Origin of the sequence: Streptomyces sp. NBC_01808, assembly GCF_035917395.1 — a bacterium.
GTDB lineage: Bacteria > Actinomycetota > Actinomycetes > Streptomycetales > Streptomycetaceae > Streptomyces.
This window is the reverse complement of record NZ_CP109072.1, coordinates 6735999-6760609: the sequence shown is the minus strand read 5'-3', so window position 1 is coordinate 6760609 and position 24611 is coordinate 6735999. Positions and strand designations below refer to the sequence as shown.

The following is a 24611-nucleotide window of genomic DNA, read 5'->3' as shown; positions in this document are numbered from 1 at the left end:
CTGTCCACCGTAGGATCGGAGTCGGCGACAGCCACAGGAAACAGGAAGACCTCGTACGGCAGGAGACGAAGACTCCGACATGCGCGTACGCCGCCGTTTCGAACCGCACGGCTGCCCGGAGCCCGGTTCGAGGGTCGCGTCCAGGCGTAAACCGGCCACTTGGCACGGTTCACGTCCGGCTGCCCCGGCGCTTCCGCACTTCCTCCGCCCCGCGGCCCCCGAGCACCGCACCCTCAACCGCATGGTCCGGAAGGATTTTCATGGCCGACAAGCCTGAAGCACACGTCACCGACACCAACCCGGAGGGGGCGGCAGGCTGCCCCGTCGCGCACGGCCGCGCCCCCCACCCGACCCAGGGCGGCGGCAACCGCCAGTGGTGGCCCGAGCGCCTCAACGTGAAGATCCTCGCCAAGAACCAGCCCGCCTCCAACCCCCTCGGCGAGGACTTCGACTACGCCGAGGCGTTCCGCAGCCTGGACCTGGCCGCGGTCAAGCGGGACATCGCCGAGGCGCTGACGACCTCGCAGGACTGGTGGCCGGCCGACTTCGGCAACTACGGCCCGCTGATCATCCGGATGGCGTGGCACAGCGCCGGTACGTACCGCATCCACGACGGCCGCGGCGGCGCCGGCTCCGGCCAGCAGCGCTTCGCCCCGCTGAACAGCTGGCCGGACAACGGCAACCTCGACAAGGCCCGCCGGCTGCTCTGGCCCGTGAAGCAGAAGTACGGCCAGAACCTCTCCTGGGCCGACCTCATGATCCTCTCCGGCAACGTCGCGCTGGAGTCGATGGGCTTCGCCACCTTCGGCTTCGCCGGCGGCCGCGCGGACGTCTGGGAGGCCGAGGAGGACGTCTACTGGGGCCCCGAGACCGAGTGGCTCGGCGACAGCCGCTACAGCGGCGACCGCGAGCTGGAGAACCCGCTCGGCGCCGTGCAGATGGGCCTCATCTACGTCAACCCCGAGGGCCCCAACGGCAACCCCGACCCGATCGCCGCGGCCCGCGACATCCGCGAGACCTTCCGCCGGATGGCGATGAACGACGAGGAGACCGTCGCCCTCATCGCCGGCGGCCACACCTTCGGCAAGACCCACGGCAACGGCCCCGCCGACGCCGTGGGCCCCGCCCCCGAGGGCGCCCCGATCGAGGCCATGGGCCTGGGCTGGATCAGCACCCACGCCAGCGGCAAGGGCGGCGACGCGATCACCAGCGGCCTTGAGGTCACCTGGACCGACACCCCCACCACCTGGGACAACAGCTTCTTCGAGATCCTCTTCGGCTACGAGTGGGAGCTGTTCAAGAGCCCCGCGGGCGCCCATCAGTGGCGGCCGAAGGACGGCGCCGGCGCGGGCACCGTGCCCGACGCCCACGACCCCGCCAAGCGGCACGAGCCGCGGATGCTGACGACCGACCTGTCGCTGCGCTTCGACCCGTCGTACGAGCAGATCTCGCGGCGCTTCAAGGACAACCCCGCGGAGTTCGCGGACGCCTTCGCCCGCGCCTGGTTCAAGCTCACCCACCGCGACATGGGCCCGAAGGTGCGCTACCTCGGCCCGGAGGTGCCGGCCGAGAACCTGATCTGGCAGGACCCGCTGCCCGAGGTCACGCACGAGCTGGTCGACGCGGCGGACGTCGCGGCGCTGAAGGCCAAGGTGCTGGAGTCCGGCCTGTCGGTCTCCGAGCTGGTCTCCACGGCGTGGGCGTCGGCGTCGACGTACCGCGACAGCGACAAGCGCGGCGGCGCCAACGGCGCCCGCGTCCGGCTGCAGCCGCAGATCGGCTGGGAGGTCAACGAGCCGGACCGGCTGGCGCGGGTGCTGCGCACGCTGGAGGGCGTGCAGGAGGAGTTCAACGAGGCGCAGTCCGGCGGCAAGCGGATCTCGCTCGCCGACCTGATCGTCCTCGCCGGCGCCGCGGGCGTCGAGAAGGCGGCCGGGGACGGCGGCGTCGAGGTCCAGGTCCCGTTCGCCCCGGGCCGTACCGACGCCACCGAGGAGCAGACGGACACCGAGTCCTTCGCCGCGCTGGAGCCGGCCGCGGACGGCTTCCGCAACTACCTGGGCAAGGACACCCGGCTGCCGGCCGAGTACCTGCTCCTCGACCGCGCCAACCTCCTCAGCCTGACCGCCCCGGAGATGACGGTCCTCGTCGGCGGCCTGCGCGTGCTGGGCGCCAACTACCAGCAGTCCGCCCAGGGCGCGCTGACCGAGGCCCCGGGCACGCTGACGAACGACTTCTTCGTCAACCTGCTCGACCTGGACACCACGTGGGCGTCGGCCAACGGCGACGGCCAGCTCTTCGAGGGCCGCGACCCGGCCACCGGCGAGGTCAAGTGGACGGGCACGCGCGCGGACCTGGTGTTCGGCTCGAACTCGGAGCTGCGCGCGGTGGCGGAGGTGTACGCGAGCGACGACGCGAAGGAGAAGTTCGTGCACGACTTCGTCGCGGCGTGGGACAAGGTCATGACCCTGGACCGCTTCGACCTGAACTGAGTCCGGTCCATTCCGTTCCGACCCGCCCGGGCCGGCCTCCTTGCTCGTGAGGGGGCCGGCCCGGCGGCTTTCGAGGCCACGGGGACCTGCTCGCCGCGGCCTTCCGGACCGGCGGCTGACGCCCTCTGAGAGCCGGGACCCGGTTGTGCGGAGCCGTTACGCGGCCATCGTCACCGACGTCCGGGCGAGGGCCGGGGTGCGGCGGGTGCGGCGGGTGCGGCGGTCGTCGGCGAAGACGACGGCGCGGAGGACCGCGAAGCGGCCTATGCCCGCCAGGGCCGACGCGGAGAGGTAGACGGCCTGTTCGGTGACGACCGGGGGGTTCACCTGCACCGCGTGCAGCGCCAGCAGCGCGGCGGTGGTGAAGGCGTAGCAGACGGCGACCGTCAGCGCCGACTGGAGGTGGACGCGCCAGCCGCCGCGCTCGCTGCGGAACGACACCCGGCCGTGCAGCTCGGTGGCCAGCAGCGTCGAGACCACGGTGATCAGCGCGTTGGCGACCATCATCGGCATGGCCCCGTCGAGGAGCACGAGCGCACCGCTGGAGGCCAGTCCGACGCCCCCACCGCAGGCCACGAACCGGGCGAAGGCCGCGACGGCCGGGCGGCTGGGGAGCTGAATCACGGTGTCCTCCGAGGTCGGTGCGCACCGCCGTTGCGATGACATCCTCGAAGTTACGGATCATCCGGGCCCGGCACGATCCGGGTTCCCCCCGGCCTTGGTAGGGGTTACCCCCCCTCCGCCCCTGAGGGCTGGACTCCCCCTGCGGTAGCGGTCAGGGCCACCGCACCCACTGGTCCCGCCCCGAACCCGCCCTCCTACCAGCGCAGTTCCCCGTCTCGTCCTGAAACGTCCCGATCGGCGCGCCGAGGGTCGGTTCAGTGGATGACGTCGAAGATGTTCTTCTGGATGCCGTTGGCGTACGCCTCGGCGGCGACCAGCTTCAGCTTCTGGGTGTCCTTGGAGGTGTCGCTGTACAGGCGCTTGCCCGCGCCCAGCAGCAGGGGGAAGACCAGCAGGTGGTAGCGGTCGATGAGGCCCGCGTCCGCCAGGTGGTGGTTGAGGGTCGCGCTGCCGTGGACGATGATCGGCGCGCCCTCCGTCTCCTTCAGGGCGGCGATGTCGTCGAGGGAGCGCAGGATGGTGATGTCGCCCCAGTCGGTGACGAGGTCGTCCTCGGCGAGGGTGGTGGAGACGACGTACTTCGGCAGCACCTTGTATCTGGCGAACTCCTCCATGCCCGGCCACACCGGGCTGAACGCCTCGTAGCTGACGCGGCCCATCATCAGCGCGCCGGCCTCCTCCTGCTCCTCGCCCTTGAGCGCGTACGCCTCGGGGAGGAACTCGGTCTCCTTGAAGGTCCAGCCGGAGTTGCGGTAGCCGGGCTCGCCGCCCGGGGCCTCCATGACGCCGTCGAGGGAGACGAAGGCGGTGCTGATAAGAGTGCGCATGGTCGGTCGCTCCTGATCCGGTGATGGCTGCGGCGGGGTGGCCCCGCGCCGCTTGCGGTCATCCGTTACGACGGCACCGACACCCGAAAGTCATCGCTCGCCGCGCGCCTGCCTTGCCGCAGCCCAGGTTCAGCAGCCCCGCTTCAGTAGCGCAGCACCGCCGCGATGCGGTCGTGGTCCGCGAGGGCGTCGTCGGGGACGAAGGTGACGTCGGCGCCGGTGTCGAGGGCCTGCTCGACGATCTCGTCCACGATGTCGTGGCGGGCCTCTGGGTCGTCGTCCTCGGCCGGGACCAGGTGGTCGTCGTCGGCCGAGCGCACGGTGATGCGGTAGTTCTCCTCGACGACCAGGCGGTGGACGCGGCCGTCGGTGACCTTCGACCAGACCTCGTCCACGCCGCCCGCGAAGGCCCGGCGGCCCCGGGCGTCGTCCAGGGCGGCGATGGCCGCGGCGGCGTGCTGGCGCGCCTGCGTCTCCCGGGCCGGGGCGACGGTACGGGCGACCGCGTCCGGCGGGCCCTGGGCCAGGCCGCCGTGGGGGATGTGGACGGCGGTGGCGGAGGCGGTGCCGGTGTCCGCGAGGAGGGCCAGGGCGGCGTCCGCGCCGGTGGCGTAGAGGGGCCGGGGGTCCTGGGCGAGGACGGTGTGCAGCGCGGCGTCGGCGTCGCGCAGGAAGGTGCGGACCTCCTCGTCGCGGAACGTGCTGGGCGTGTCCCCGATCCGCTCCTCCCGCTCCGCGTCCGGGTTGTCCACCGTCCTGGTCATCGGGAAGCCCCCGGCGGTGGCCTCGGTGACGCGCTCACCCGAGCCGCTCCACAGGGTGACGCGGTCGGCGGCCAGGGACAGCACCCAGTACGGGCGCTGCGCCGCGTAGGCCGCCACCAGGTTGCGGGTGAGGAACGAGTCGGCAAGCACGACCCGTTCGGGGACGGTGCGCGGGAGGGCGAACACGTGGTGCTCGGCCACGGTGGCGAAGATGACGAGGCCGTCGAGCGCCAGGGAGAGGTCGGTCTCCTCGACGGCCGCGGCGAGCTGCGCGCGGGTCTCCTCGCGGGCGGCGCGGGTCACGCCGGGGTCGCGGTCGAGCTGCCGCTCGGCCTCGGCGAGGACGTTGCGCAGCCGTACGGAGTCCTCGGCGTTGCGGGGCGCGCGCCGGTGCGTGGGCAGCGTGAGCGACACGGCGGGGTACGGGCGCCGCTCGCGCAGCTCCGCGAGCGCCGTGGGGGTGAGCGAGGTGTCCATCGTGCCTCTCCAGGTCCTTCGGCCGTCGGTGCGGCGGGGGTCAGGGCCGGTTCAGGGCCGGTTCAGGGCTCGGGGGTCGGAGCCCGGGGGCGAGTGCCGGGTCAGGGGCGCTCACCCGCGCCGCGTACGACGGCGACCGGGCAGTGCGCGTGCTGCAGGAGCGCCTGGCTGACCGAGCCGAGGAGCAGCCCGGCGAAGCCGCCGTGGCCGCGGGCGCCGGTGACGAGGAGGCCGGCGTCCCTGCTGGCCTCGATGAGCAGTTCGCGGGCCGAGCCCTCGACGGCGGTGCGTTCGACCCGTACGTCCGGATACGACTTCTCGGCACCCGCCAGCGCCTCGGCGAGCACCCGGTCGCCCTCCGCGGCCGGTCCGTGCGCGGCGGCCCCGGCCGGCTCGTCCCGCCGGGGCGAGTACCTGGTCCAGGCGCTCCACACGTGCAGCGCCACGAGCCCCGCGCGCCGCCTGGCCGCCTCGGCGAAGGCGAACTCGACTGCGGCGGCCCCGGCCGGGGAGCCGTCGACCGCCAGCAGCACGGGACCGCCGGGTCCTGCGCCGCCGACGCGTACGACGAGCACGGGGCAGTGGCCGTACGCGGACAGATGGACCGCCGTCGAGCCCACGAGCAGCCGGGAGAACGCGCCGAGGCCGCGGCCGGCGACCACCGCCAACTGCGCGGTCTTCGTCTCCCTGACCAGGACCTCCATGGCCTCCCCGGTCACGACGTCCCCGTGGACCTTGACGCGGGCCTCCGTCTTGCGGGCGTGCGCCACGGCGTCGTCGACGGCCTTCTCCGCCTCCTTGCGCAGCGCGGTGTCCCCCGGGAGCATCGCGGCGGCGCCGGGGTAGGCGCCGAAGGCCGGCCAGAGGAACGCGTGCACGACCCGCAGGGGGCACCGGCGCAGCTTCGCCTCGCGCGCGGCGACCGCGACCGCGTCGAGGCCCGCCGCGGAGCCGTCCACGCCCACGACGACCGGCGCAGTCTCCATCCCGCCACTCTCCGTTCCCGAGCGCCACACGCCTCACGCGGGCCGCACACCAGGGGTTCTGACCCGAGCCTGTGCCACCCGCGCCGGACGCACCAGCGCTGCGCCCGCAGTCGGGTGACCACCCCCCGGGGAGCAGCCTGCCTGCGGCGACCCGGCCCGGGAGGCGACGACCGCGAGAATCAGGGAGTGCGGTCCCGGTGCTCCGTGGCAACCGCTACGGGGCCGCGTTCATCAGGTCCAGGGCGCTCTGCTGGCGGGCCGCGTCCGTCTTGTCCAGCGGGCCGTACCAGCGCAGGCCGTACTGGTCGAGCGCGTTGCGGTCGGCGGCGTGGGCGCGGGCTGCCTGGCGTGTGAGGTAGGCGGTGTACGGGTGGTCGGGCAGGGCGGCGTTGAGCTTGCCCAGGCCGCGGACGTGGGCGCCCTTGAAGGACGGGCCGTCCGCGCCGCAGTCGCCCGACTCGCAGGGGTCGCGCAGGATGCCGTCCGCGGTGTGCAGCGACGGCGCCGTGGTGGCGGCGTCGGCGAGGCGGCGTGCGGTGGTCAGGAGGGCGTCCTCGCCGGTGGCGCGGTGGAGTTCGGTGAGGGCGCCGAGCAGCACGCCCTGGTTGTACGACCAGACCGGCTGGCCGTTGTTGCGGCAGGTGCCGAGGTCGATGCCGTCGTTGACCAGGGAGGAGCCGTTGATCATGCCGGTGCCCTGGAACCAGCTCCAGCCGTCGCGCGCCCGCTTCAGATACGCGGTGTCGCCCGCGATGCGGTTGTGCAGGGCCGCGTTGAGGTGGATGTAGAGGGAGTTGGAGATGGCGTTCTTGTACGTCTTCGCCTGGCTCCACCACACGCCGCCGCCGCAGCGGCCGTCCCAGTACGCGGCCATGTGGTCGGCGTCGGCGCGGGCGGTGTCGAGGTAGCGGCGGTCGCCGGTCAGGTCGTACGCGGCGATCCAGGCCAGGCCCCACCAGCCGGTGTCGTCGATGTAGTCGTTGCGGAACTGCCCCTGGTGGGCGCCGAGCTGGCGGTCGTAGGTGTGCGCGATGGCGTACTCGTAGCTGCGCATGCCGCTGACGCGGATGTTGTCGATGACGGCGGTGAGCGCGTTGGCGGAGTTCCACCAGCCGGTGGTGGCGAAGAGGCCGGTGGCCTGGTCGTAGAAGGACATCTGCGCGGTGGCGGCGGCGGTTCTGCGGTCCCAGGCGTTCCAGGTGCTGCGGGCCCAGGGGGTGCAGGCGATGTCGGGGCGGTCGGCGGCCTTGCCGCAGGCGCGCAGGGCGCCGACGCCGCGGTTCGCCCAGTCGTCGACGTTGTACATGCCGGTGCGCCAGCCGCGCTGGCCGGCCGGGATGCTGGTGTTGCCGAGCCGGCTGCCGGAGGCCCAGGTGCGGCCGCCGTCGAAGGAGCGGTCGAGCCAGACCTCGTCGCCGGGGCTGCCGTTGCCGATCGTCGCCCAGCCCATGGCGCTGTCGTCGTCCACGTGCAGCGCGAAGGTGCGGGAGAAGAGGGTGGCGGTGACCGCGGTGCGGTCACGGGTGGCCAGGGCGGGGTCGCGGGCGTCGCAGTAAACGTTGCAGATCCGGGCGAGTTCGGGCGCGGCGGATGCGGGCTGCGCCGCGGATGTGGGGGCGGGGACGGCGGCCAGGGAGCCGGCGGCCAGCGCGGCCGCCGCCGTCAGCGTCGCTAAGCGCTTCATATGCACCACGGTGACCGGATGTCATGTTTCCGTCAATGACTTCGGTCCCGGGTCTGGAAGACGCGCCCGGGTGGTGGTGGCGGTGGTGGCGGTGGCGTGCGGCTCTCGTCGGCGAACTTCCCGGGCAGCTTCGTCCGCCACATCAACTCCGAGGTGTGGCTGGCCCGGCAGGCGCGGGCCACCCCTGGGACAACCCGGCGACCTTCACCGAGGACACCACCTGGGCGGTGGCGGCGCCCTGGACACCGTAGGGCGGTGCCACCGTGAGGCGGTGCCACCGCAAGGCGGAGCCGGCCGGGGAGAGCCCCGGCCGGCACGTCGGCGGACCGTCCCCGGTCAGGCGATCTTCATCGTCGCCATCATGCCCATCGCGGAGTGGTCGAGCATGTGGCAGTGGTAGACGTACGAGCCCTGGTGGGTGTCGAACGTCGCCTGGACCTTGACCGTCTCGTTCGGGCGCAGGTTGACGGTGTCCTTCAGCCCCGCCTCGCCCGGGCCCGGCGGCTGGCCGTCGCGCTCCAGGACGCGGAACTGGACGAGGTGCATGTGGAAGTTGTGCCACGCGATCTGGTTGAGGTTCTTGATCGTCCAGATCTCGCTGGCGCCGAACCGGATCTGCTGGTCCACCCGGGCCGGGTCGTACAGCTTCTCGTCGATGTACGCCTGCGGGCTGGGCCGGCCGTCCTCGTCCATCCGCAGGGTGACGGTGCGTTCGGCGGTCGGCTGCGGCAGCGGCGGCAGCTCGCGCAGCACGTCGGGCACGCGGCTGCTGTCCTTCGCGGTCCTGACGATGTCGAAGCGCAGCACCTGGCCGACGAGTTCGGGGGTGCCGAAGCCGCCGGTGTTCTTCAGCACCACGCTGCTGCCGACGGCGTAGCGGGAGAAGTCGATGACGATGTCGGCGCGCTCGGCGGCGGACAGCGGGATGGCGGTGGTGCGGTACGGGCGCGGCAACAGCCCGCCGTCGGAGCCGATCTGGATCATCTCGCTGCCGTCCTCCAGCCGCAGCTCCATGAAGCGCTGGTTGGAGCAGTTGAGCAGCCGGATGCGGTACTTGCGGGCGGCGACCTGGACGTACGGGTACGCCTTGCCGTTGGCGATCATCGTGGAGCGCTGCCGGTCGCCCATCGTGTAGTGCAGTCCTGTCGTGTCCACGTTGGCGTCGCGGATGGCGATGGGCAGGTCGTACTGCCCGGTGGGCAGCGGCAGCGCCTCTTCGATTTCGTCGGTGATGAGGTACTGGCCGGCCAGCCCGCGGTACACGTTCTCGGACTCGATGTGGTGGGCGTGGTCGTGGTACCAGAGCGAGGCGTGCGGCTGGGTGTTGGGGTAGTAGTACGTACGGTCGGCGCCCGGGGCGATGGTCTCCATCGGCTGGCCGTCGTGCTGCGGCTCCACCTCCCCGCCGTGCAGGTGCACCGACACGGGCACGTCGAGCCGGTTGCGCTGCTGGATGACGACGGGCCGGCCGCGGCGCGCCCTGATCAGCGGGCCGGGGAAGCTGCCGTTGAACGTGAGCACCTGCGACTGGACGCCGGGGATTATCTCCGCGGTGGCCGGCTGCATCGTCATGACGTAGACGTCGACGCCGCCGCCCGTCGACACCGGCGACAGCACCGTGGGCCGCGGCATGGGCTGGGTGAAGGGCGTGACCGCGAGCGCGGCGTTCGCCGCCCGCTCCCCGCCGGCGGGCTCGGCCCCGGCCGGTGTGGTCACCAGCGGCACTAACGCCGCGCCGGTCACCCCCGTGCACGCCGTTGCCATACCCGCAGCGAGCACCCTGCGCCGACTCACCATGAAAATTGCCTCCATCGAACTGTGAACTTGTGTGCGCCCCGGATCGCCGGATCGCCACGGCGCTGTGACGGACGGGGACCAGGGGCGCGGGAGGGATGAGGGTCGTGGCGTCCAGACGGTCCCGAGGCCGTGTCACCCGGGCCGTGGACAGTCCGTGCGGTCACCGGTGCGGGCCGGGTCCGGGAGCCTTTGGGCCCGGCCCGCAACGGGTTCTGCGGGATCCGTAACGGATCGACAGGGAGGTGTGAGCGACTCGCACCTCACGTCGGGAGTATGGGTCGCCCCACTTGGGACTGACTTGATTTCATGCAGGAGGGATGGCGGCAAAGCCCGAAGCAGACTGATTTATTCTTCAACGAAATGAACGCGGGCCGAGGGTGGCCGCGCGCGGGATCCGGTCGGCGTGACGGCCGCGGGCGGCGCTCCGCCGCAGGCAGGCTGCGGGGTGAGCGGCCCGCCGCCCGGCGGGCGGCCCCGGTGGCCCCGGCGGAACACCTGCCTCCGCCCACCCGCGGGCGCGCACTTCTTGACGACCTCTTTACTCACCGTTGGGCGGGCAGGCGGTGCGGCAGCGGGACCGCGGCGCCCCGCCGAGGGGCCGACCACGCAGGCGGTGCGCAGGATGAGCGCCGTCTTCGAGCGCGAGCTGTTCGGCGGTACGGGAGGGAGCAGCTCGCCGCCGCCGACATCCCGCCCCTCTCCCCCGAACTCCAGGCCATGCTCGACGGCTTGCGCGGGAGCGACCCGGCGGCGCTGCCGCCGGCGGCGGTCGCGCTGCTGTTCAGCGCGTGGGGGCACATGCACGGGCTGGTGGTGCTGGAGGTGTTCGGCCACACCGCGTTCCCCGGCGCCCACCGCGCCGAGCTGTTCCGCCTGTCGATGCACAACCTGCTCACCGACACCCACCGCCGCATCCCGGACACCCCGTAGCGCCGACGCGGCGGTTCAGGCGCCGGAGTCGGCGGCGGCGTCGGCGGCGTCGGCGGCGTCGGCGGTGTCGGCGGTCCAGCCCTCGGCGGCGGCGAGGGCACGGGCCGTGCGGACCAGCGCCGCGAGAGCGGGGGCGTCCTGCGCGCCGCGGTGGACCAACTGCAGGGGCACGGGCGGCAGCGGGTCGGTGAGGGTCAGGCGGGCGGCGGCGGGGAGCAGGTGCTCGGCGACGGAGCGCGGCAGCAGCATGAAGCCGTCGGCGAGGACGCCGAGATGGTTGCGCAGGCCGGGGACCGGGTTGTGCCAGACTGCGAAGTCCTCACCGGTGCTGCGGGCGGCGGCCAGGACCGCGTCGTGGTAGTCGGGGGCCAGGTCGCGGGCGAGGAAGCGGAAGGTCTCGCCGCGCAGGTCGCGCAGGGCCACCGTACCGCGGCCGGCGTGCCGGTGGCCGGCGTGCACCACGGCCACGTACTCCTCGGCGCGCAGCGTCAGCGACCGGCAGTCCCGCGGGGTGGGCAGGTGGCGGCCGAGCGCGGCGTCGAGCCCGCCGGTGCGCAGGCCGTCGACGAGTCCCGGGTCCCAGGACTCGACCGCCTCCACGGTCACCTCCGGGTGTGCCTCGGCGAGGGCGGCGAGGAGCAGGGGCATCTCGGAGTGCGCGGTGGTCGGCCCGTAGCCGACGCGCAGGGTTCCGGTGGCGGTGCGGGCGGCGCGGCGGGTGACGGCGACGGTCCGCTCGGCGGCGGCCAGCGTCTCCCGCGCGGCATCGACGAACGCGTGCCCCGCGCCGGTGAGCCGGGTCGGCCGGCGCTCGAAGAGGGCGACCCCCAACTCGTCCTCCAGTTGCCGTATCTGGCGGCTGAGCGGCGGCTGGGCGATGTGCAGCCGCTCGGCGGCGGCCTGGAAGCCGCCGGTCTCGGCGACGGCGATGACGTAGCGCATCAGGCGCAGGTCCAGCGACATACCTTCAGGGTATGTGCCCAGACCAAACCGGTCTGTGCATTCGTCCCACGTCCCGACTTACGCTCCGAGCGGCAAGTGCCCCGCCACCGATGGGAGTTGGCCATGACGACCGACGACAGCTCGACGACAGCGACCCGCGGCACCACCCGGCGCCGCGTGCTCCAGGCCACCGGCGGCCTGGCCGTGGCGGCGGCAGCGGCCGGCGCCGGGACCGCGGCGGCGCAGGGGCGGCCCGCCGCACCCGGGCCGCGGGAGCTGATCACCCGGGAGGTACCGGGCACCGGGGAGCGGCTGCCGGCCGTCGGGCTCGGCACGTTCACCACCTTCGACACCCTGCCGGACGCGCCCACCGGCCACATCGCCGAGGTGGTCAGGCGGTTCTACGAGGCGGGCGGCCGGGTGGTCGACACCTCCCCGCTCTACGGCGCCGCCGAGACGAACACCGGGGCCGCCCTCGCCGGCTTCCAGGACCGGGTGTTCCTGGCCGACAAGATCTGGTCCACCGGCGACTTCCTGTGGGACGAGGGCCACGCGCTGGCCAGTCTGGAGCGCTCCATGGAACGCCTCGCGCGCGGCCGGCCGCTGGATGTCGTACAGGTGCACAGCCTGGTGAACATCGACTGCGTCCTGCCGATGCTGCACGCCTGGAAGGCCGAGGGCCGCATCCGCGCCATCGGCGTCACCCACCACGAGCCCGCCTACTTCGACGTGCTGGCCGACTGGATCGAGCGCGGCGACATCGACTTCGTCCAGGTGCACTACTCCGTACGCACCCGGGCGGCGGAGGAGCGCGTGCTGCCGGCGGCGGCCGACAACGGGGTCGCGGTGCTGGTGAACATGCCGCTGGAGAAGGGGCGGCTGCACCAGGTGGTGGGCGACCGGGAGGTGCCCGGCCTCGCGACGGAGTTCGGGGCCGCCAACTGGGCGCAGTACTTCCTCAAGTGGGTCCTGGGCCACCCCGCCGTCACCGCCGTGCTGCCGGCCACGTCGAACCCCGACCACCTGACCCAGAACGTCGGCGCCATGCGCGGCGAGCTGCCCGACCGCGCGACGCGCCTGCGGATGGTGCGGCACCTGGAGCAGGTGCCGGGCTTCGACGCCCTGCCGACCGCCCCCTGGTATCCGGGCAAGTCCTACCCGGGCCTGGTCACCCGCGCCCAGTCGGGGATCCGCGGGCGCAGCCCCTGGTGGCCGCCGGTGCCGACGGCCTGACGCCGCTCCGCTCGCGGCCAGGCCGCCCGCGTCCCCGACCGCCTGAACGGGGACGCGGCGGCGCCGGACGCCGACCGGGGTGCCGCGTGGTGGTCAGGCCGCCGTCTCTCCCTCGATACGGGCCCGGTCGGCGGCCAGTTCGGCTTCCAGGCGTGCGGCCTCCTCGTGCTCCCCCGACGCACCGAGGTGATAGGCGTGCTCGCCGCGGACGACCAGGGTATCGGGGTGATCGGGCCCCTGGACGCGGGCAAAGTCGGCGGCGACCCCGGCCAGCAGCCGGGCCGCCCCGGCGTGCTCCCCCGACGCACCGACGTAACAGGCATGGCGGTAGCGCGCTCTCAGGGTGCCGTCGTGGTCCGCACCCACGACGCGCGCCCAGTCGGCCGCGACCCCGGCCAGCAGCCGCGCCGCCTCGGCGTGCTCCCCCGCCTCGCCCAGCTCACACGCGCTGAGGTGGCGGGCCAGCAGGGTGTCGTAGTGGTCGGGCCCCTGGACGCGCGCGCGGTCGGCGGCCAGTCCGGCGTGCAGGCGTGCGGATTCCCTGTGCCCGCCGGCCGCGCCGAGTCGAGAGGCATGGCCCGCGCGCGCGTTCAGGGTGTCGTAGTGGTCGGGACCCAGGACGCGTGCGCGGTCGGCGGCCAGCTCCGCGTACGCGCGTGCGGCCTCCGCGTGCTCCCCGGCCCCGCCGAGATGGTGGGCCAGGCTGCCGCAGGCGGCCAGGGTTTCGGGGTCGTCGGGGCCCCGTACCCGGGACAGGTCCGGGATCAGGTCCGCCAGCAGACGGGCGCCTTCCGCGTGGTCTCCCGCCTCGCCGGCGTAGTGACCGTGGAGCATGCGGGCGACCAGGGTTTTTGCGTGGTCGCGTCCGTGCACGCGGATGCGGTCGTCGAGGAGGACGGCGAACAGGCGTGCGGCCTCCGCGTAGTCCCCCGTGTGCGCGAGGTTACAGGCGTGGAGGTGGCGGGCGAGCAGCGTGTCGGGGTGGTCGGGACCCAGCAGGCGTTCGGAGTCCGGGACGACATCGGCCAGCAGGCGCACGGCTTCCTCGTGGCCACCGGCGTTGCCGACGGCCTCGGCGTGGCTCCGGCGGGTGGCCAGGGTGTGGTGGTGGTCCGGTCCTATCCGGCGTACGAACTCCGGGACGAGTTCGGCCAGCAGACGCGCGGCCTCCGCCTCCTGGCCGGAATCCGCGACGGCGATCGCGTGCTGCTGCCGGGTGTAGAGCACGTCGCGATGGTCGGGCCCCTGCACACGGCTGCGGTCCGCGACGACGTCCGCCAGCAGGCGGGCTGCCTCCTCGTGCTCGCCCGACTTGCCGACCTTGAGCGCCTGCCGGTGGCGGCGGTTCAGCGCGCGGGGGCGGTCCGCCCTCGGTACGCGACCGGACGTGGCAGCGGCGGCGGGCTCCGGTTCCGGCTCAGAGGGCTGCTCGCCCGGCTGTGTGGGTTCATATGGCGGGGGTGCGGTCATCGTGGGCGCGTCGTGCGGAGGCGGCGGGGCGCCGTCGGGCTCGGTGGCGCGCGCGGTACCGGGCACGGCGCGGGCCTGGATGAGGGTCTGCACGGCCTCGGGCCACGGCGGCGCGGCCGGGAAGTCGTCGCCCGGGTCCCACTCCGCCGCGATCAGGCCGAGGAGTTCCGCGGGGATGGGCCGGTCGTCGGGGTTCTTGGCCAGGCACGCGGCGACGAGGGTACGTACCCGCTCCGGCACCCCGTCCAGCTTCGGTTCCGCGGTGACCACCCGGTGCAGGATGCCCAGGGGGGTGCCGTGCCCGAACGGCTCGACGCCGCCGGCGGCGTACGCCAGCACGGCGCCGAAGGAGAAGACGTCGCCGGCCTGCCGGACCTCGCCGTCCCCGGCCTGCTCCGGGGACATGAAGCCCGGTGTGCCGATCGTCGCGCCGGTCCCGGTCAGCACGGTGCCGTCCAGGGCCCGGGAGATCCCGAAGTCGATCACGCGCGGGCCGTCGGCGGCCAGCAGCACGTTCGCCGGCGTGAGGTCGCGGTGGAGCAGCCCTTCGGCGTGGATGGCCTGCAGTGCCTCGACCAGCCCGGCCGCCAGCGGCCACACCGAGTCCTCGGGCAGCGGGCCAGCAGCGGCCACGGCCTCGGCGAGGGAGGGGCCGGGCACGTACAGCGTGGCGATCCACGGCGGATCGTCCTCCGGGCCCGCCGCCATCACCGGCGCGGTGTACGCGCCGCTGACCGACCGCGCGGCGGCCACCTCCCGGCCGAACCGGCGCCGGAACTCGGGCTGCCGCGCCAGATGGGCGTGCACCACCTTCACCGCCGCGGCCCGCCCGCCGGGCGACCGGCCGAGGAACACCTCCCCCATGCCGCCCGCACCAAGGCGGCCACGTAGCACGAAGTCACCGACCCGCGCGGGGTCGTCAGCCGCCAGCGGCTCCACAGCGCTCCTCCCTCCGTGCCGGACCACACCCTCCGGCACTGCTCGCCCCCTACCCAACCACCAAGATGCCACCAGTAGTTGACCTCGGTGGCAGGCACGCGCGAATCGCCGTTGTGGACGGGGACCCGTCCCGAGTCCGGGGCGATACGGTGCGGGCGGAACCCCGGCACGGCGGGAAGGAGCGGGCATCGTGGGACGTGCGCGGCGGGGCGTGGCCGGGCTCGTGCTGGTCGCGGTCGCCTGGCTGGCGGGGCCCGCCGCCTGCACCGGGGGCGACGGGGACGTGTACAGGCGCGGAGGCGGGAGCGCGGGCGGGGACGCGAAGGCGTCGGGCCCGTCCCCCTCGCCCGATCCGCTGCCGCGCACACCTCCGCCGCCGGCGCACCAGGTCGTCCGGAGCGCCGAGGAGGTCTGCGACTTCACGGAGCCGTTCGAGGCCGGCAAGGTGAAGGCGTACCTTCCCGGCGGCCCGGCCTACAAGGGTCCCGGGCCGCATCCGGCCGTGCTGTTCAAAGACGACATCGCCGTCGACGAGAGCGAGCCGCCCCAACTGCCGGGCGACTGGACGGCGGACTTCGCGAACGACGACACCCAGCTCGTGGTCTGCCAGTACGACGACAACAGCCACGACAGCCGCACCGTCGGCACCTGCACCTACCTCGGCGGCTCGCACAACACGGGCGACGGCGTGGTCGACGTGGAGAGCGCGCGCTACATCTTCCGGGTCTTCGAGGCCGCCACCGGCGAGTTGGTGACGAAGTTCGCCCTGGACGGCACGACGAGTCCCGCGCAGACGTGCCCCGACTCGGCCTTGTATCCGGCCACGGACTTCCAGTTGGTGACGAGCGAGGCGCTCGCCGACCGGCTCCGCCCGTTCGTGGCGGGCCGCCGCTGACGCCGGTGACCGCCGCGGGGCCGCGGGGCCGGCGGTCGCCGGTGCCGTTCCGCACGCGGCCGGCCGTTACGGGAACGGGCGCGGGGGGCCGCGCCCGTTCCCGTCCGCGCTCAGATCCTCAGGACAGCAACTGCTTCCACACCGTCGCGTCCAGCTCCCGGCCCGACGGCGCCCGCCGCCCGCGCCCGCGCAGCGCATCGACGGCCTTCGCGACCTCGCCGCCCGACCCGGCGCGCCCGCGCGGGGTGATCAGCGGCCAGATGTCCGCGCCGAGGTAGCCGGTCTCGTCGTTGCGCTTGTGGAACTCCGCCGAGCAGGAGTGCCGCTCGACGCCGCCGTCCTCGGCGAGCTTGGCCACGGCCCGCTTCGTCTCCGGGCCGAAGAGCCCGTCGGCGGGCAGCCCGGTGAACCCGCGGGCGCGCAGCAGGTGCTGCGCCGCGCGCACCGCGGGGCCGCTGTCGCCGGGGCGCAGCAGCGGCCAGACGGCCGTCCGCTCGGGCTTCGGGGCGCCGAGCACCCCGGCCACCGCGTCGCGCAGCTCCGGCAGGCGGGCGTAGAGCACGTCGCCGGGGCACTCGGTGGAGTTGAAGTCGCGGTGGCCCATGATGTTCTCCACCGGCCGCCCGTACTGGCCGGCGATCCAGGCGACCATCGCGACGAGCGAGTCCCACAGCGCGGTGGGCACGTCGACGTCGGTGTAGAGGCCCTCGTTCTCGATGCCGATGACCTCGCTGTTGCGGCCGCCGACGTTGGCGCCCTGCACGTGCTGGGTGCCGCCGCGCACGACGCCCAGGCTCTCGTGCCGGCCTTCGAGGCAGTATCCGCCGCGGCTGATGGTGAACTGCTGGCCGGTGTCGCCCCATCCCTGGGTGTCCATGTGGAAGTTCTGGATGGACCGGCAGATTTCCATGGCGTGTTCGAGCGAGTAATCCTCGCTGTTGCCCGGTTCCGCGGTGTGGTGGACGGCGATGTACGTCGGCACGTGGTCGAGGACGACGATGTCGGTCGCCGGCGGTCGGGCACCCCATTCCGCGGTGCCGTAGATACGCGGCTCGGGCGCCGCGAGCGCACGGGCGCCGCGCGGCGGGGCGGGGGCCGCGCCGGGCGCGGCCGTGGTCGCTGAGCTGGGCGTGGCGTGTGCGAGCCCCGCAGCGCCGAGGCCGAGCGCGCCGGCCGCGGAGGCGGTCAGTCCGCCGCGCAGCAGGGCGCGGCGGTCGAAACCCGGATGTGCTGCCATCCTGGTCTCCTTCTTCAGGTGGGGGGTGGATGTGGGGGGATCAAGGATTGTGCGCGCGCTGTCCGGTCGGCCATGAAAACACCCGGGACATGCACACGACAACCCCTGAGTAACAACGGCCCCTATTCCACGGGGAATTGGGGTCAACTCCCGCGTCAAAGGGCCGACCAATGAAAACGACGATACGCGAATAGCGATGACGCCCGTCGCCGCCTCGCCGGGCGCGGGGTAGCCTCTCGCACGACTGTCGAGGAGGTCCGGTGGTACGCGAACAGGCAGGCCGGGTGCTCGGGGCCAATCTGCGGGCGCTGCGCGCCCGGGCGGGGCTTTCCCTCTCCGGGCTGGCGCGCGCCTCCGGGATCGCCAAGGGCACGCTGTCGCAACTGGAGTCGGGAGCCGGGAACCCCACCATCGAGACGGTGTTCAGTTTGTCGAACGCTCTGGGGGTGCCGGTGTCCTCGCTGCTCACCGAGCGCGAGGACCCGGACGTGCTGCTGGTGCGCTCGGCGGGCCTCGAAGTGCTCAGCAGCAACGCGGTCGACCTGCGGATGCTGCGCCGGATGGACCTCACCGACACGGTCGTCGAGCTGTACGACCAGCGGGTGCGCCCCGGCGAGGTGCAGCACTCGGCGGGCCACCCGGGGCGCGAGCACGTCGTCGTCACCTCCGGGCGGCTCCGGGTGGGCCCGCCGGAGGCGCCGTACGAGCTGGGCCCCGGCGACTACGTCTGCTTCCCGGCCGCCGCCCCGCACGTCTACGAGACCGTCGGGGGCCCGGTGCTCTCGGTACTGATGCTGGAGTACCCGGCCGCCGCGCACCCGGTCCCGCCGGTCGCCTCGTGCGCCGTGCCGGCGCCCCGACAGAACGCACATCCCGTCCCCGGAACAGGGGCTTGACCGCGGAGCGGCGCCCTCCATACGCTCGTTTCCGTTCGTTTTAATGAACGGAGGTGGCGGCAGGTGGCGTACGACGTCGTGGTCGTGGGGGCCGGTGTGATCGGCGCGGCCTGCGCCGAGGCGCTGACCGCCGCCGGGCTCTCGGTGGCCGTGCTCGACCGCGGCGCCCCCGCGAGCGGCACCACCGCCGCGGGCGAGGGCAACGTCCTGGTCTCCGACAAGGCGCCGGGACCCGAGCTGGCCCTCGCCCAGCACTCCCGCCGCCGCTGGCCCCACCTGCTCGCGGAACTGCGCGACCTGCTCGGCCCGCGCCGCGCGGAGGCGGAGTGGGAGGCCAAGGGCGGTCTCGTCGTCGCCACCGCGCCCGCGGCGGCCGGCGCGCTCGCGGACTTCGCCGCGGCCCAGCGCACGGCGGGCGTCCGGGCGGAGCCGGTGACCCCCGCGGAGGCCGGGGCGCTGGAGCCGCACCTGACCGCGGACGTCACGGCGGCCGTCCACTACCCGCAGGACGGCCAGTTGCAGCCGGTGCTCGCGACGACCGCGCTGCTGGCGGCGGTACGGGAGCGGGGCGGGCGGGTGCGCGCCGGCGTCACCGCGCACGGGGTCGTGACCGGTGCCGGGGGCACCGTCACAGGCGTGCGCACCGACCGCGGCACGGTGCCGTGCGGCGCGGTCGTCAACGCCTGCGGGCCGTGGGCCGGCCGGTTCGCCGCGGCGGCGGGGGCGCCGGTCGCGGTGCTGCCGCGGCGCGGGCTGGTCCTCGTCACCGCCGCGCTGCCGGCGGGCACGGTGCGGCACAAGGTCTACGACGCCGACTACGTCGGCGCGGTCGCCGGCGGCACCGCCGGCCTGCAGACGTCGACCGTCGTGGAGGCGACGCGGGCCGGAACGGTGCTCGTCGGCTCCAGCCGGGAGCGGGCCGGCTTCGACGAGACGGTGCGGGTGGCGGTGCTGCGCGAGCTGGCGCGCAAGGCGGCCGGGCTGTTCCCCGTGCTCGCCGGGGTGCCGGTGATCCGCGCCTACGGCGGCTTCCGGCCGTACGTCCCCGACCACCTGCCGGTGATCGGCGAGGACCCGCGGCGCCCCGGGCTCTGGCACGCGACGGGCCACGAGGGCGCGGGCATCGGGCTGGCGGCGGGCACCGGGCAGTTGCTGGCGGACCTGTTCACGGGGCGGGCGCCGGAGGTGGCCGCGGAGCCGTTCCGGGTGGACCGGCCGGGGGTCATGACGGAGGCGGAGGCGGCGGATGAGTCGGCGTAGGCGGGGGCGGGCGTGGCTCGGCGGCGGGGCCGGTGCGGGAGGCCCGTCGCGGGACCGTGCGGCGGGGGCCGCCGGGGAGCGTCCGGGTGTGGCCCCGGCGGGCCGGGACGGTGAGTCGATGATCGTGCGGGTCGACGGGGAGGAGCTGGTCACCGAGTCGGGGCGGACCATCGCCGGACTGCTGCTGGCGCTCGGCCGGGTCTCGTGGCGCACGACCCGCGGCGGCGGCCGGCCGCGTGGCGTCTTCTGCGGCATCGGCGTCTGCCACGACTGCCTCGTGGTCGTCAACGGAGCCGCCGACGTCCGCGCCTGCCAGCGCCTCGTCCGCGACGGCGACGACATCCGCACCCAGGACGGCGCGGAGCTGCCTTCGTGAGCGGGCCCGGGGTGGAAGGACCCGTCGTCGTCATCGGCGGCGGGCCCGCCGGGATGGCCGCCGCCCGGGCCGCGGCCCGGCTCGGCGTCCGCGTCCTGCTCGTGGACTCCGGCGCGACGCTCGGCGGGCAGTACCACCGGCAGAACTCCCTTGCCGGCCACGACCGGTTCACGCTGCCGCCCGGCGTCGAGCATCTGCCGCACACCGTCGTCTGGGCGCTGGAGCCCGTGCCGGAAGGCGGGCACCGGGTGCACCTGCGCACAGGACCCGCCGACGGCCCGGGCCGTACCGGGCGCACCGTCGGGACCCGCGCGCTGGTGCTGGCCACCGGGGCGTACGACAGGGCGCTGCCGTTCCCGGGCTGGGACCTGCCCGGCGTCTACACCGCGGGCGCCGCGCAGGCGCTGGCGAAGGGGCAGGGCGTACGCGTCGGCGAGCGGGTCCTGGTGGCCGGCACCGGCCCTTTCCTGCTGCCGGTCGCCGCATCGCTGACGGCGGCCGGAGCCCGGGTGGCCGGGGTACTGGACGCCGCCGAGCCGGTCACGGCCTGGCTGCGCCGGCCCGCCGACGCCGTCGCCGGGTGGCGCAAGTCCGGCGAACTCGCCGGGTACGCCGCGCTCCTGGCCCGCCACCGCATTCCGTACCTGCGCCGCACCGCCGTCGTCGCCGCGCACGGCACGGACCGCGTGGAGGCGGTCACCACCGCGCGCCTCACCCCCGGCTGGGAGATCGTGCCGGGCAGCGAGCGGCGGGTGGAGGCCGACGCGGTGTGCGTCGGCTTCGGGTTCGTACCGCAGCTGGAGACCGCCCTCGCCGCCGGCTGCGCGCTCGACGGCGGGTTCGTCGCGGTCGACGCCGCGCAGGCCACCTCGGTGCCCGGGGTGTTCGCGGCGGGCGAGCTGACCGGCGTCGGCGGCGCGGACCCGGCCGCCGCGGAGGGCGAGGTCGCGGGCGCCGCCGCCGCGAAGCTCCTCGGCGCCCGCCCGTCACCCCCGGCGGCGGCGCTGCGCCGGGTACGGGCCGGGCGCAGGTTCGCCGCCGCGCTGGCGCGGGCGTACCCGGTGCGGGACGGGTGGCGCACATGGCTGGCCGACGACACCCTCGTGTGCCGCTGCGAGGAGGTCACGTACGGCGAGCTGCGCCGCTCGGTGCAGGAGCGCGAAGCGCTCGGGGTACGGGCCGTGAAGCTGGTCAGCAGGGCGGGGCTCGGCCAGTGCCAGGGCCGCGTGTGCGGCCCCAACGTCGCCTGCCTGACGGGCGTGCCGGACGCGGCGGCGTTCGCGCGCCGCCCGATCGCGTCGCCGGTGCGGCTGGGCGAGCTGGCCGAGCCGCCGCCCGCAGAACCGGAGCCGGGAACGTGACCGTCCCCGTACCGCCACACCGCCCTTTCAAGGAGGCCGCCATGCCGCACGACACCCTGGACAGAGCCGTCCCGGCCCACCCGGCGGGGGTGTGACATGCGCGCCTCCCGCTACTTCACGGCCGTCGACTCGCACACCGAGGGCATGCCGACCCGGGTGATCACGGGCGGCGTCGGGGTGGTGCCCGGCGCCACGATGGCCGAGCGCCGCGAGTACTTCGCCGAGCACCTGGACGACATCCGGCAACTGCTGGTGAACGAGCCGCGCGGGCACGCCGCGATGAGCGGCGCGATCCTCCAGCCGCCGACCCGGCCGGACGCCGACTACGGCGTGCTCTACATCGAGGTCTCCGGGCTGCTGCCGATGTGCGGGCACGGCACGATCGGCGTGGCCTCGGTGCTGGTCGAGACCGGGATGGTCACGGTCACGGAGCCGGTCACGGAGGTCCGGCTGGACACGCCGGCGGGGCTGGTGACCGCCCGGGTCGCGGTCTCGGGCGGCAAGGCGGAGTCGGTGACGTTCCGCAACGTGCCGTCGTTCGCGCTGGAGCTGGACTCGGCGGTGGAGGTGCCGGGGCTGGGGCGGGTCACCTACGACATGGCGTACGGCGGCAACTTCTACGCCATCCTGCCGATCGAGAGCCTGGGCATCCCGTTCGCGAAGGCGGAGAAGGAGCGGATGCTGACCGCGGGCCTGGCGATCATGGACGCGATCAACGAGCGGAACCGTCCTGTGCACCCGGCGGACCCGGGCATCTCGGGCTGCAAGCACGTCCAGTTGACGGCGCCGCCGGCCGGCGGCTCGGCGGACGCGCGCAACGCGATGGTCATCCACCCGGGCTGGTTCGACCGCTCCCCCTGCGGGACGGGCACGTCGGCGCGGATGGCGCAGTTGTACGCGCGCGGGGAGCTGGAGCTGGGCGCCGACTTCGTCAACGAGTCGCTGCTCGGCACGCTGTTCACGGGCCGCCTGGAAGCCGGGACGGAGATCGCCGGCCTGCCCGCCCAGATCCCCACGGTGACGGGCCGCGCCTGGATCACCGGCATGTCCCAGTACCTCCTGGACCCCGACGACCCCTTCCCCGCCGGCTTCACGCTGTAGCGCCCGGGGCCTCCCGCCGCGGGAGGGCTCCCGCCGCGGGAGGGCTCCCGGGCCCTCCGTCCTACGGTGCCGGTGGTGGCGCCCGGACCGCCGGGCGCACCGAGGCGGAGGAGCGTGGCATGGCACGGCGGTGGAAGCTCGGCGCGGCGGCGATGGCCGCGGGCACGGCACTGCTGGTCGCGGGGTGCACCGACCCCCCGACCGACTCCAGCGAGATCGTCACCTTCACCGACGGGCACGGCCGCGTGTGCACGGGCTCCGTCGTCGTGGACCGGGAGCAGAGCGAGGGCACCGACTACGAGATCACCGGTCTCGACTGCGAGTACCCGCCCGAGGGCCGGAGCCCGGGCCCCGACTCGTACCGCCCCCTGCCGCAGCGGGAGTCCGACTAGCGGAGGACGCGACCGGACCGGCCGGGGCACCCGGCCGGTCCCGAGGTCTCCCCGCGGGGTGTCGGTGGCGGGGCATAAACTCGCCCGATGAGTTCCACCGAGGCGCTGCAGGTCCTCAGCAAGGTCTTCGGCTACGAGTCGTTCCGCGAGGGGCAGCAGGAGATCATCGACCATGTCGTGGGCGGCGGCGACGCCCTCGTGCTGATGCCCACCGGCGGCGGCAAGTCGCTGTGCTATCAGATTCCCGCGCTGGTCAGGCCCGGTACCGGGGTGGTGATCTCGCCGCTCATCGCGCTCATGCAGGACCAGGTCGACGCCCTGCGCGCGCTCGGCGTGCGGGCCGGGTTCCTGAACTCCACGCAGGATCCCGACGAGCGGCGGATGGTGGAGGCCGAGTTCCTCGCCGGGGAGATCGATCTGCTCTATCTGGCGCCCGAGCGGCTGCGGGTGGAGTCCACGATGCGGCTGCTCGACCGCGGGACAGTCGCGCTGTTCGCCATCGACGAGGCGCACTGCGTCGCGCAGTGGGGGCACGACTTCCGGCCCGACTACCTCGCGCTGTCCGCGCTCTCCGAGCGCTGGCCGGACGTGCCGCGCATCGCGCTGACCGCGACGGCGACCAAGGCGACGCACGCGGAGATCGCGAGCCGGCTGCAACTGGAGCACGCGCGGCACTTCGTGGCCAGCTTCGACCGGCCGAACATCCAGTACCGCATCGTGCCCAAGCGGGAGCCGAAGAAGCAGCTCCTGGAGCTGCTGCGCAGCGAGCACGCGGGCGACGCCGGCATCGTCTACTGCCTGTCGCGCAAGTCCGTGGAGGACACCGCGGACTTCCTCGTACGGAACGGGATCGACGCGCTCCCCTACCACGCGGGGCTGCCCGCGGCGACCCGCGCCGAGCACCAGTCGCGGTTCCTGCGCGAGGAGGGCATGGCGATCGTCGCCACCATCGCGTTCGGCATGGGCATCGACAAGCCGGACGTGCGCTACGTCGCCCATCTCGACCTGCCCAAGTCCGTGGAGGGGTACTACCAGGAGACCGGCCGGGCAGGACGCGACGGGCAGCCGTCCACCGCGTGGCTCGCGTACGGGCTGCAGGACGTGGTGCAGCAGCGCAAGCTCATCGACGGCTCCGAGGGCGACGACGCGCACCGGCGGCGGGCGAGCGCGCACCTCGACGCGATGCTCGCGCTCTGCGAGAGCGTCGACTGCCGGCGCTCGCAGCTGCTCGCGTACTTCGGCCAGAGCGGATCCCCCTGCGGCAACTGCGACACGTGCCTCACGCCCCCCGAGTCGTGGGACGGCACGGTCGCCGCGCAGAAGCTGCTGTCCACGGTGGTGCGGCTGCGGCGCGAGCGGCGGCAGAAGTTCGGCGCCGGGCAGATCGTCGACATCCTGATGGGCCGCAAGACGGCCAAGGTCATCCAGCACGACCACGACTCGCTCTCGGTCTTCGGCGTCGGCGACGATCTGGCGGAGCACGAGTGGCGCGGTGTCGTACGGCAGTTGCTCGCGAAGGGGCTGCTGGCCGTCGAGGGCGACTACGGCACGCTGGTGCTCACCGAGGAAGCCGACGAGGTGCTGTACCGGGGCCGCAAGGTGCCGCTGCGCACCGAGCCCAAGCGGGCGGCGAAGGCGGCGAAGGCGAAGTCCGGCTCCAAGCGCGCCGAGGCCGTCGACCTGCCGGCGGAGGCGGCGTCGCTCTTCGAGCGGCTGCGCGCGTGGCGGGGTGCGACCGCGAGGGAGCAGGGGGTGCCCGCGTACGTGATCTTCCACGACGCGACGCTGCGGCAGATCGCCACCGAGTGTCCCGGCTCGCTCGCCTCGCTGGGTTCCGTCAGCGGCGTCGGCGAGAACAAGCTCGCGAAGTACGGCGAGGCGATCCTCCAGACGGTCGCGGAGGACGACGCGGGGTGAGGGCCGCGGGG

19 protein-coding genes and 2 pseudogenes are annotated in these 24611 nt (G+C 74.1%); 12 read left to right on the top strand and 9 right to left on the bottom strand.

The window, feature by feature from the left end; translation table 11 throughout:
* The first annotated feature begins 260 nt into the window (after positions 1-260).
* On the top strand, positions 261-2492 hold the full coding sequence (katG, locus tag OG946_RS29835) for a catalase/peroxidase HPI (protein WP_326799057.1): 2232 nt from the start codon (positions 261-263) through the stop codon (positions 2490-2492).
* A gap of 156 nt (positions 2493-2648) precedes the next feature.
* Here katG and OG946_RS29830 read toward each other — a convergent pair whose 3' ends face one another.
* The 5 genes from OG946_RS29830 to OG946_RS29810 all read right to left on the bottom strand — a co-directional run bounded on the left by OG946_RS29830 (position 2649) and on the right by OG946_RS29810 (position 7854).
* A complete protein-coding gene (locus OG946_RS29830; RefSeq protein ID WP_326799056.1) occupies positions 2649-3116 on the bottom strand; it encodes a hypothetical protein in 468 nt (155 codons plus the stop codon).
* Positions 3117-3370: 254 nt separating this feature from the next.
* Complete coding sequence (locus OG946_RS29825) at positions 3371-3943, bottom strand: dihydrofolate reductase family protein (protein WP_326799055.1); 573 nt, start codon at positions 3941-3943, stop codon at positions 3371-3373.
* Positions 3944-4086: 143 nt separating this feature from the next.
* Positions 4087-5184 (bottom strand): baeRF3 domain-containing protein, encoded by a 1098-nt coding sequence (locus OG946_RS29820; RefSeq protein ID WP_326799054.1) that lies wholly within the window; start codon positions 5182-5184, stop codon positions 4087-4089.
* A 101-nt stretch (positions 5185-5285) separates the two neighbouring features.
* Positions 5286-6170, bottom strand: coding sequence for a universal stress protein (locus OG946_RS29815; RefSeq protein ID WP_326799053.1), 885 nt, complete (start codon positions 6168-6170; stop codon positions 5286-5288).
* Positions 6171-6384: 214 nt separating this feature from the next.
* A complete protein-coding gene (locus OG946_RS29810; protein ID WP_326799052.1) occupies positions 6385-7854 on the bottom strand; it encodes a glycoside hydrolase family 76 protein in 1470 nt (489 codons plus the stop codon).
* A gap of 84 nt (positions 7855-7938) precedes the next feature.
* Between OG946_RS29810 and OG946_RS29805 the strand changes: the two are divergent.
* Positions 7939-8105 (top strand): annotated as a pseudogene (locus OG946_RS29805) (AbfB domain-containing protein); the annotation flags it as partial.
* 85 nt (positions 8106-8190) lie between these two features.
* On the opposite strand, the gene OG946_RS29800 reads toward OG946_RS29805, so the two are convergent.
* Positions 8191-9651 carry a multicopper oxidase family protein gene (locus OG946_RS29800; RefSeq protein WP_442814523.1) on the bottom strand — a complete coding sequence of 487 codons (1461 nt, stop codon included), beginning with the start codon at positions 9649-9651 and terminating at the stop codon, positions 8191-8193.
* Between the two features lie 586 nt (positions 9652-10237).
* Between OG946_RS29800 and OG946_RS29795 the strand changes: the two are divergent.
* Positions 10238-10581 (top strand): annotated as a pseudogene (locus OG946_RS29795) (WHG domain-containing protein); the annotation flags it as partial.
* A gap of 15 nt (positions 10582-10596) precedes the next feature.
* Here OG946_RS29795 and OG946_RS29790 read toward each other — a convergent pair.
* Positions 10597-11544 (bottom strand): LysR family transcriptional regulator, encoded by a 948-nt coding sequence (locus OG946_RS29790; protein ID WP_326799051.1) that lies wholly within the window; start codon positions 11542-11544, stop codon positions 10597-10599.
* Positions 11545-11646: 102 nt separating this feature from the next.
* On the opposite strand from OG946_RS29790, the gene OG946_RS29785 reads away from it, so the two are divergent.
* Positions 11647-12756 (top strand): aldo/keto reductase, encoded by a 1110-nt coding sequence (locus OG946_RS29785; RefSeq protein ID WP_326799050.1) that lies wholly within the window; start codon positions 11647-11649, stop codon positions 12754-12756.
* Positions 12757-12849: 93 nt separating this feature from the next.
* On the opposite strand, the gene OG946_RS29780 is transcribed toward OG946_RS29785, so the two are convergent.
* Entirely contained in the window at positions 12850-15165 is a 2316-nt protein-coding gene (locus tag OG946_RS29780; RefSeq protein ID WP_326799049.1) for a serine/threonine-protein kinase, read from the bottom strand.
* A 190-nt stretch (positions 15166-15355) separates the two neighbouring features.
* Here OG946_RS29780 and OG946_RS29775 point away from each other — a divergent pair, with 190 nt between their 5' ends.
* A complete protein-coding gene (locus tag OG946_RS29775; protein ID WP_326799048.1) occupies positions 15356-16060 on the top strand; it encodes a hypothetical protein in 705 nt (234 codons plus the stop codon).
* A 118-nt stretch (positions 16061-16178) separates the two neighbouring features.
* Here the strand turns inward: OG946_RS29775 and OG946_RS29770 are convergent, their stop codons facing one another.
* Positions 16179-17297, bottom strand: coding sequence for a peptidoglycan recognition protein family protein (locus OG946_RS29770; RefSeq protein ID WP_326799047.1), 1119 nt, complete (start codon positions 17295-17297; stop codon positions 16179-16181).
* A 260-nt stretch (positions 17298-17557) separates the two neighbouring features.
* On the opposite strand from OG946_RS29770, the gene OG946_RS29765 reads away from it, so the two are divergent.
* From OG946_RS29765 to recQ, 7 genes are all read left to right on the top strand, one after another.
* Positions 17558-18193, top strand: a complete 636-nt coding sequence (locus OG946_RS29765; protein ID WP_326799046.1) for a helix-turn-helix domain-containing protein — start codon at positions 17558-17560, stop codon at positions 18191-18193.
* A 63-nt stretch (positions 18194-18256) separates the two neighbouring features.
* Positions 18257-19453 carry an NAD(P)/FAD-dependent oxidoreductase gene (locus OG946_RS29760; protein WP_326799045.1) on the top strand — a complete coding sequence of 399 codons (1197 nt, stop codon included), beginning with the start codon at positions 18257-18259 and terminating at the stop codon, positions 19451-19453.
* A gap of 118 nt (positions 19454-19571) precedes the next feature.
* Positions 19572-19829, top strand: a complete 258-nt coding sequence (locus OG946_RS29755; protein ID WP_326799044.1) for a (2Fe-2S)-binding protein — start codon at positions 19572-19574, stop codon at positions 19827-19829.
* A complete protein-coding gene (locus tag OG946_RS29750; RefSeq protein WP_326799043.1) occupies positions 19826-21190 on the top strand; it encodes an FAD/NAD(P)-dependent oxidoreductase in 1365 nt (454 codons plus the stop codon). Before OG946_RS29755 ends, OG946_RS29750 begins: the two co-directional genes overlap by 4 nt.
* A 96-nt stretch (positions 21191-21286) precedes the next feature.
* The gene (locus OG946_RS29745) at positions 21287-22291 is read left to right on the top strand and encodes a proline racemase family protein (protein ID WP_326799042.1); all 1005 of its coding nucleotides are present in this window, start codon (positions 21287-21289) and stop codon (positions 22289-22291) included.
* 119 nt (positions 22292-22410) lie between these two features.
* Positions 22411-22683, top strand: coding sequence for a hypothetical protein (locus OG946_RS29740; protein WP_240662519.1), 273 nt, complete (start codon positions 22411-22413; stop codon positions 22681-22683).
* An 87-nt stretch (positions 22684-22770) separates the two neighbouring features.
* Positions 22771-24600 (top strand): DNA helicase RecQ, encoded by a 1830-nt coding sequence (gene recQ, locus OG946_RS29735; RefSeq protein WP_326799041.1) that lies wholly within the window; start codon positions 22771-22773, stop codon positions 24598-24600.
* The last annotated feature ends 11 nt before the right edge of the window (positions 24601-24611 follow it).

Coding starts and splice junctions, on each gene's coding strand:
- katG (WP_326799057.1), top strand. CDS start 261: ATGGCCGACAAGCCTGAAGCACACGTCACCGACACCAACCCGGAGGGG.
- OG946_RS29825 (WP_326799055.1), bottom strand. CDS start 3,943: ATGCGCACTCTTATCAGCACCGCCTTCGTCTCCCTCGACGGCGTCATG.
- OG946_RS29820 (WP_326799054.1), bottom strand. CDS start 5,184: ATGGACACCTCGCTCACCCCCACGGCGCTCGCGGAGCTGCGCGAGCGG.
- OG946_RS29815 (WP_326799053.1), bottom strand. CDS start 6,170: ATGGAGACTGCGCCGGTCGTCGTGGGCGTGGACGGCTCCGCGGCGGGC.
- OG946_RS29810 (WP_326799052.1), bottom strand. CDS start 7,854: ATGAAGCGCTTAGCGACGCTGACGGCGGCGGCCGCGCTGGCCGCCGGC.
- OG946_RS29800 (WP_442814523.1), bottom strand. CDS start 9,651: ATGGTGAGTCGGCGCAGGGTGCTCGCTGCGGGTATGGCAACGGCGTGC.
- OG946_RS29790 (WP_326799051.1), bottom strand. CDS start 11,544: ATGTCGCTGGACCTGCGCCTGATGCGCTACGTCATCGCCGTCGCCGAG.
- OG946_RS29785 (WP_326799050.1), top strand. CDS start 11,647: ATGACGACCGACGACAGCTCGACGACAGCGACCCGCGGCACCACCCGG.
- OG946_RS29770 (WP_326799047.1), bottom strand. CDS start 17,297: ATGGCAGCACATCCGGGTTTCGACCGCCGCGCCCTGCTGCGCGGCGGA.
- OG946_RS29755 (WP_326799044.1), top strand. CDS start 19,572: ATGATCGTGCGGGTCGACGGGGAGGAGCTGGTCACCGAGTCGGGGCGG.
- OG946_RS29745 (WP_326799042.1), top strand. CDS start 21,287: ATGCGCGCCTCCCGCTACTTCACGGCCGTCGACTCGCACACCGAGGGC.
- OG946_RS29740 (WP_240662519.1), top strand. CDS start 22,411: ATGGCACGGCGGTGGAAGCTCGGCGCGGCGGCGATGGCCGCGGGCACG.
- recQ (WP_326799041.1), top strand. CDS start 22,771: ATGAGTTCCACCGAGGCGCTGCAGGTCCTCAGCAAGGTCTTCGGCTAC.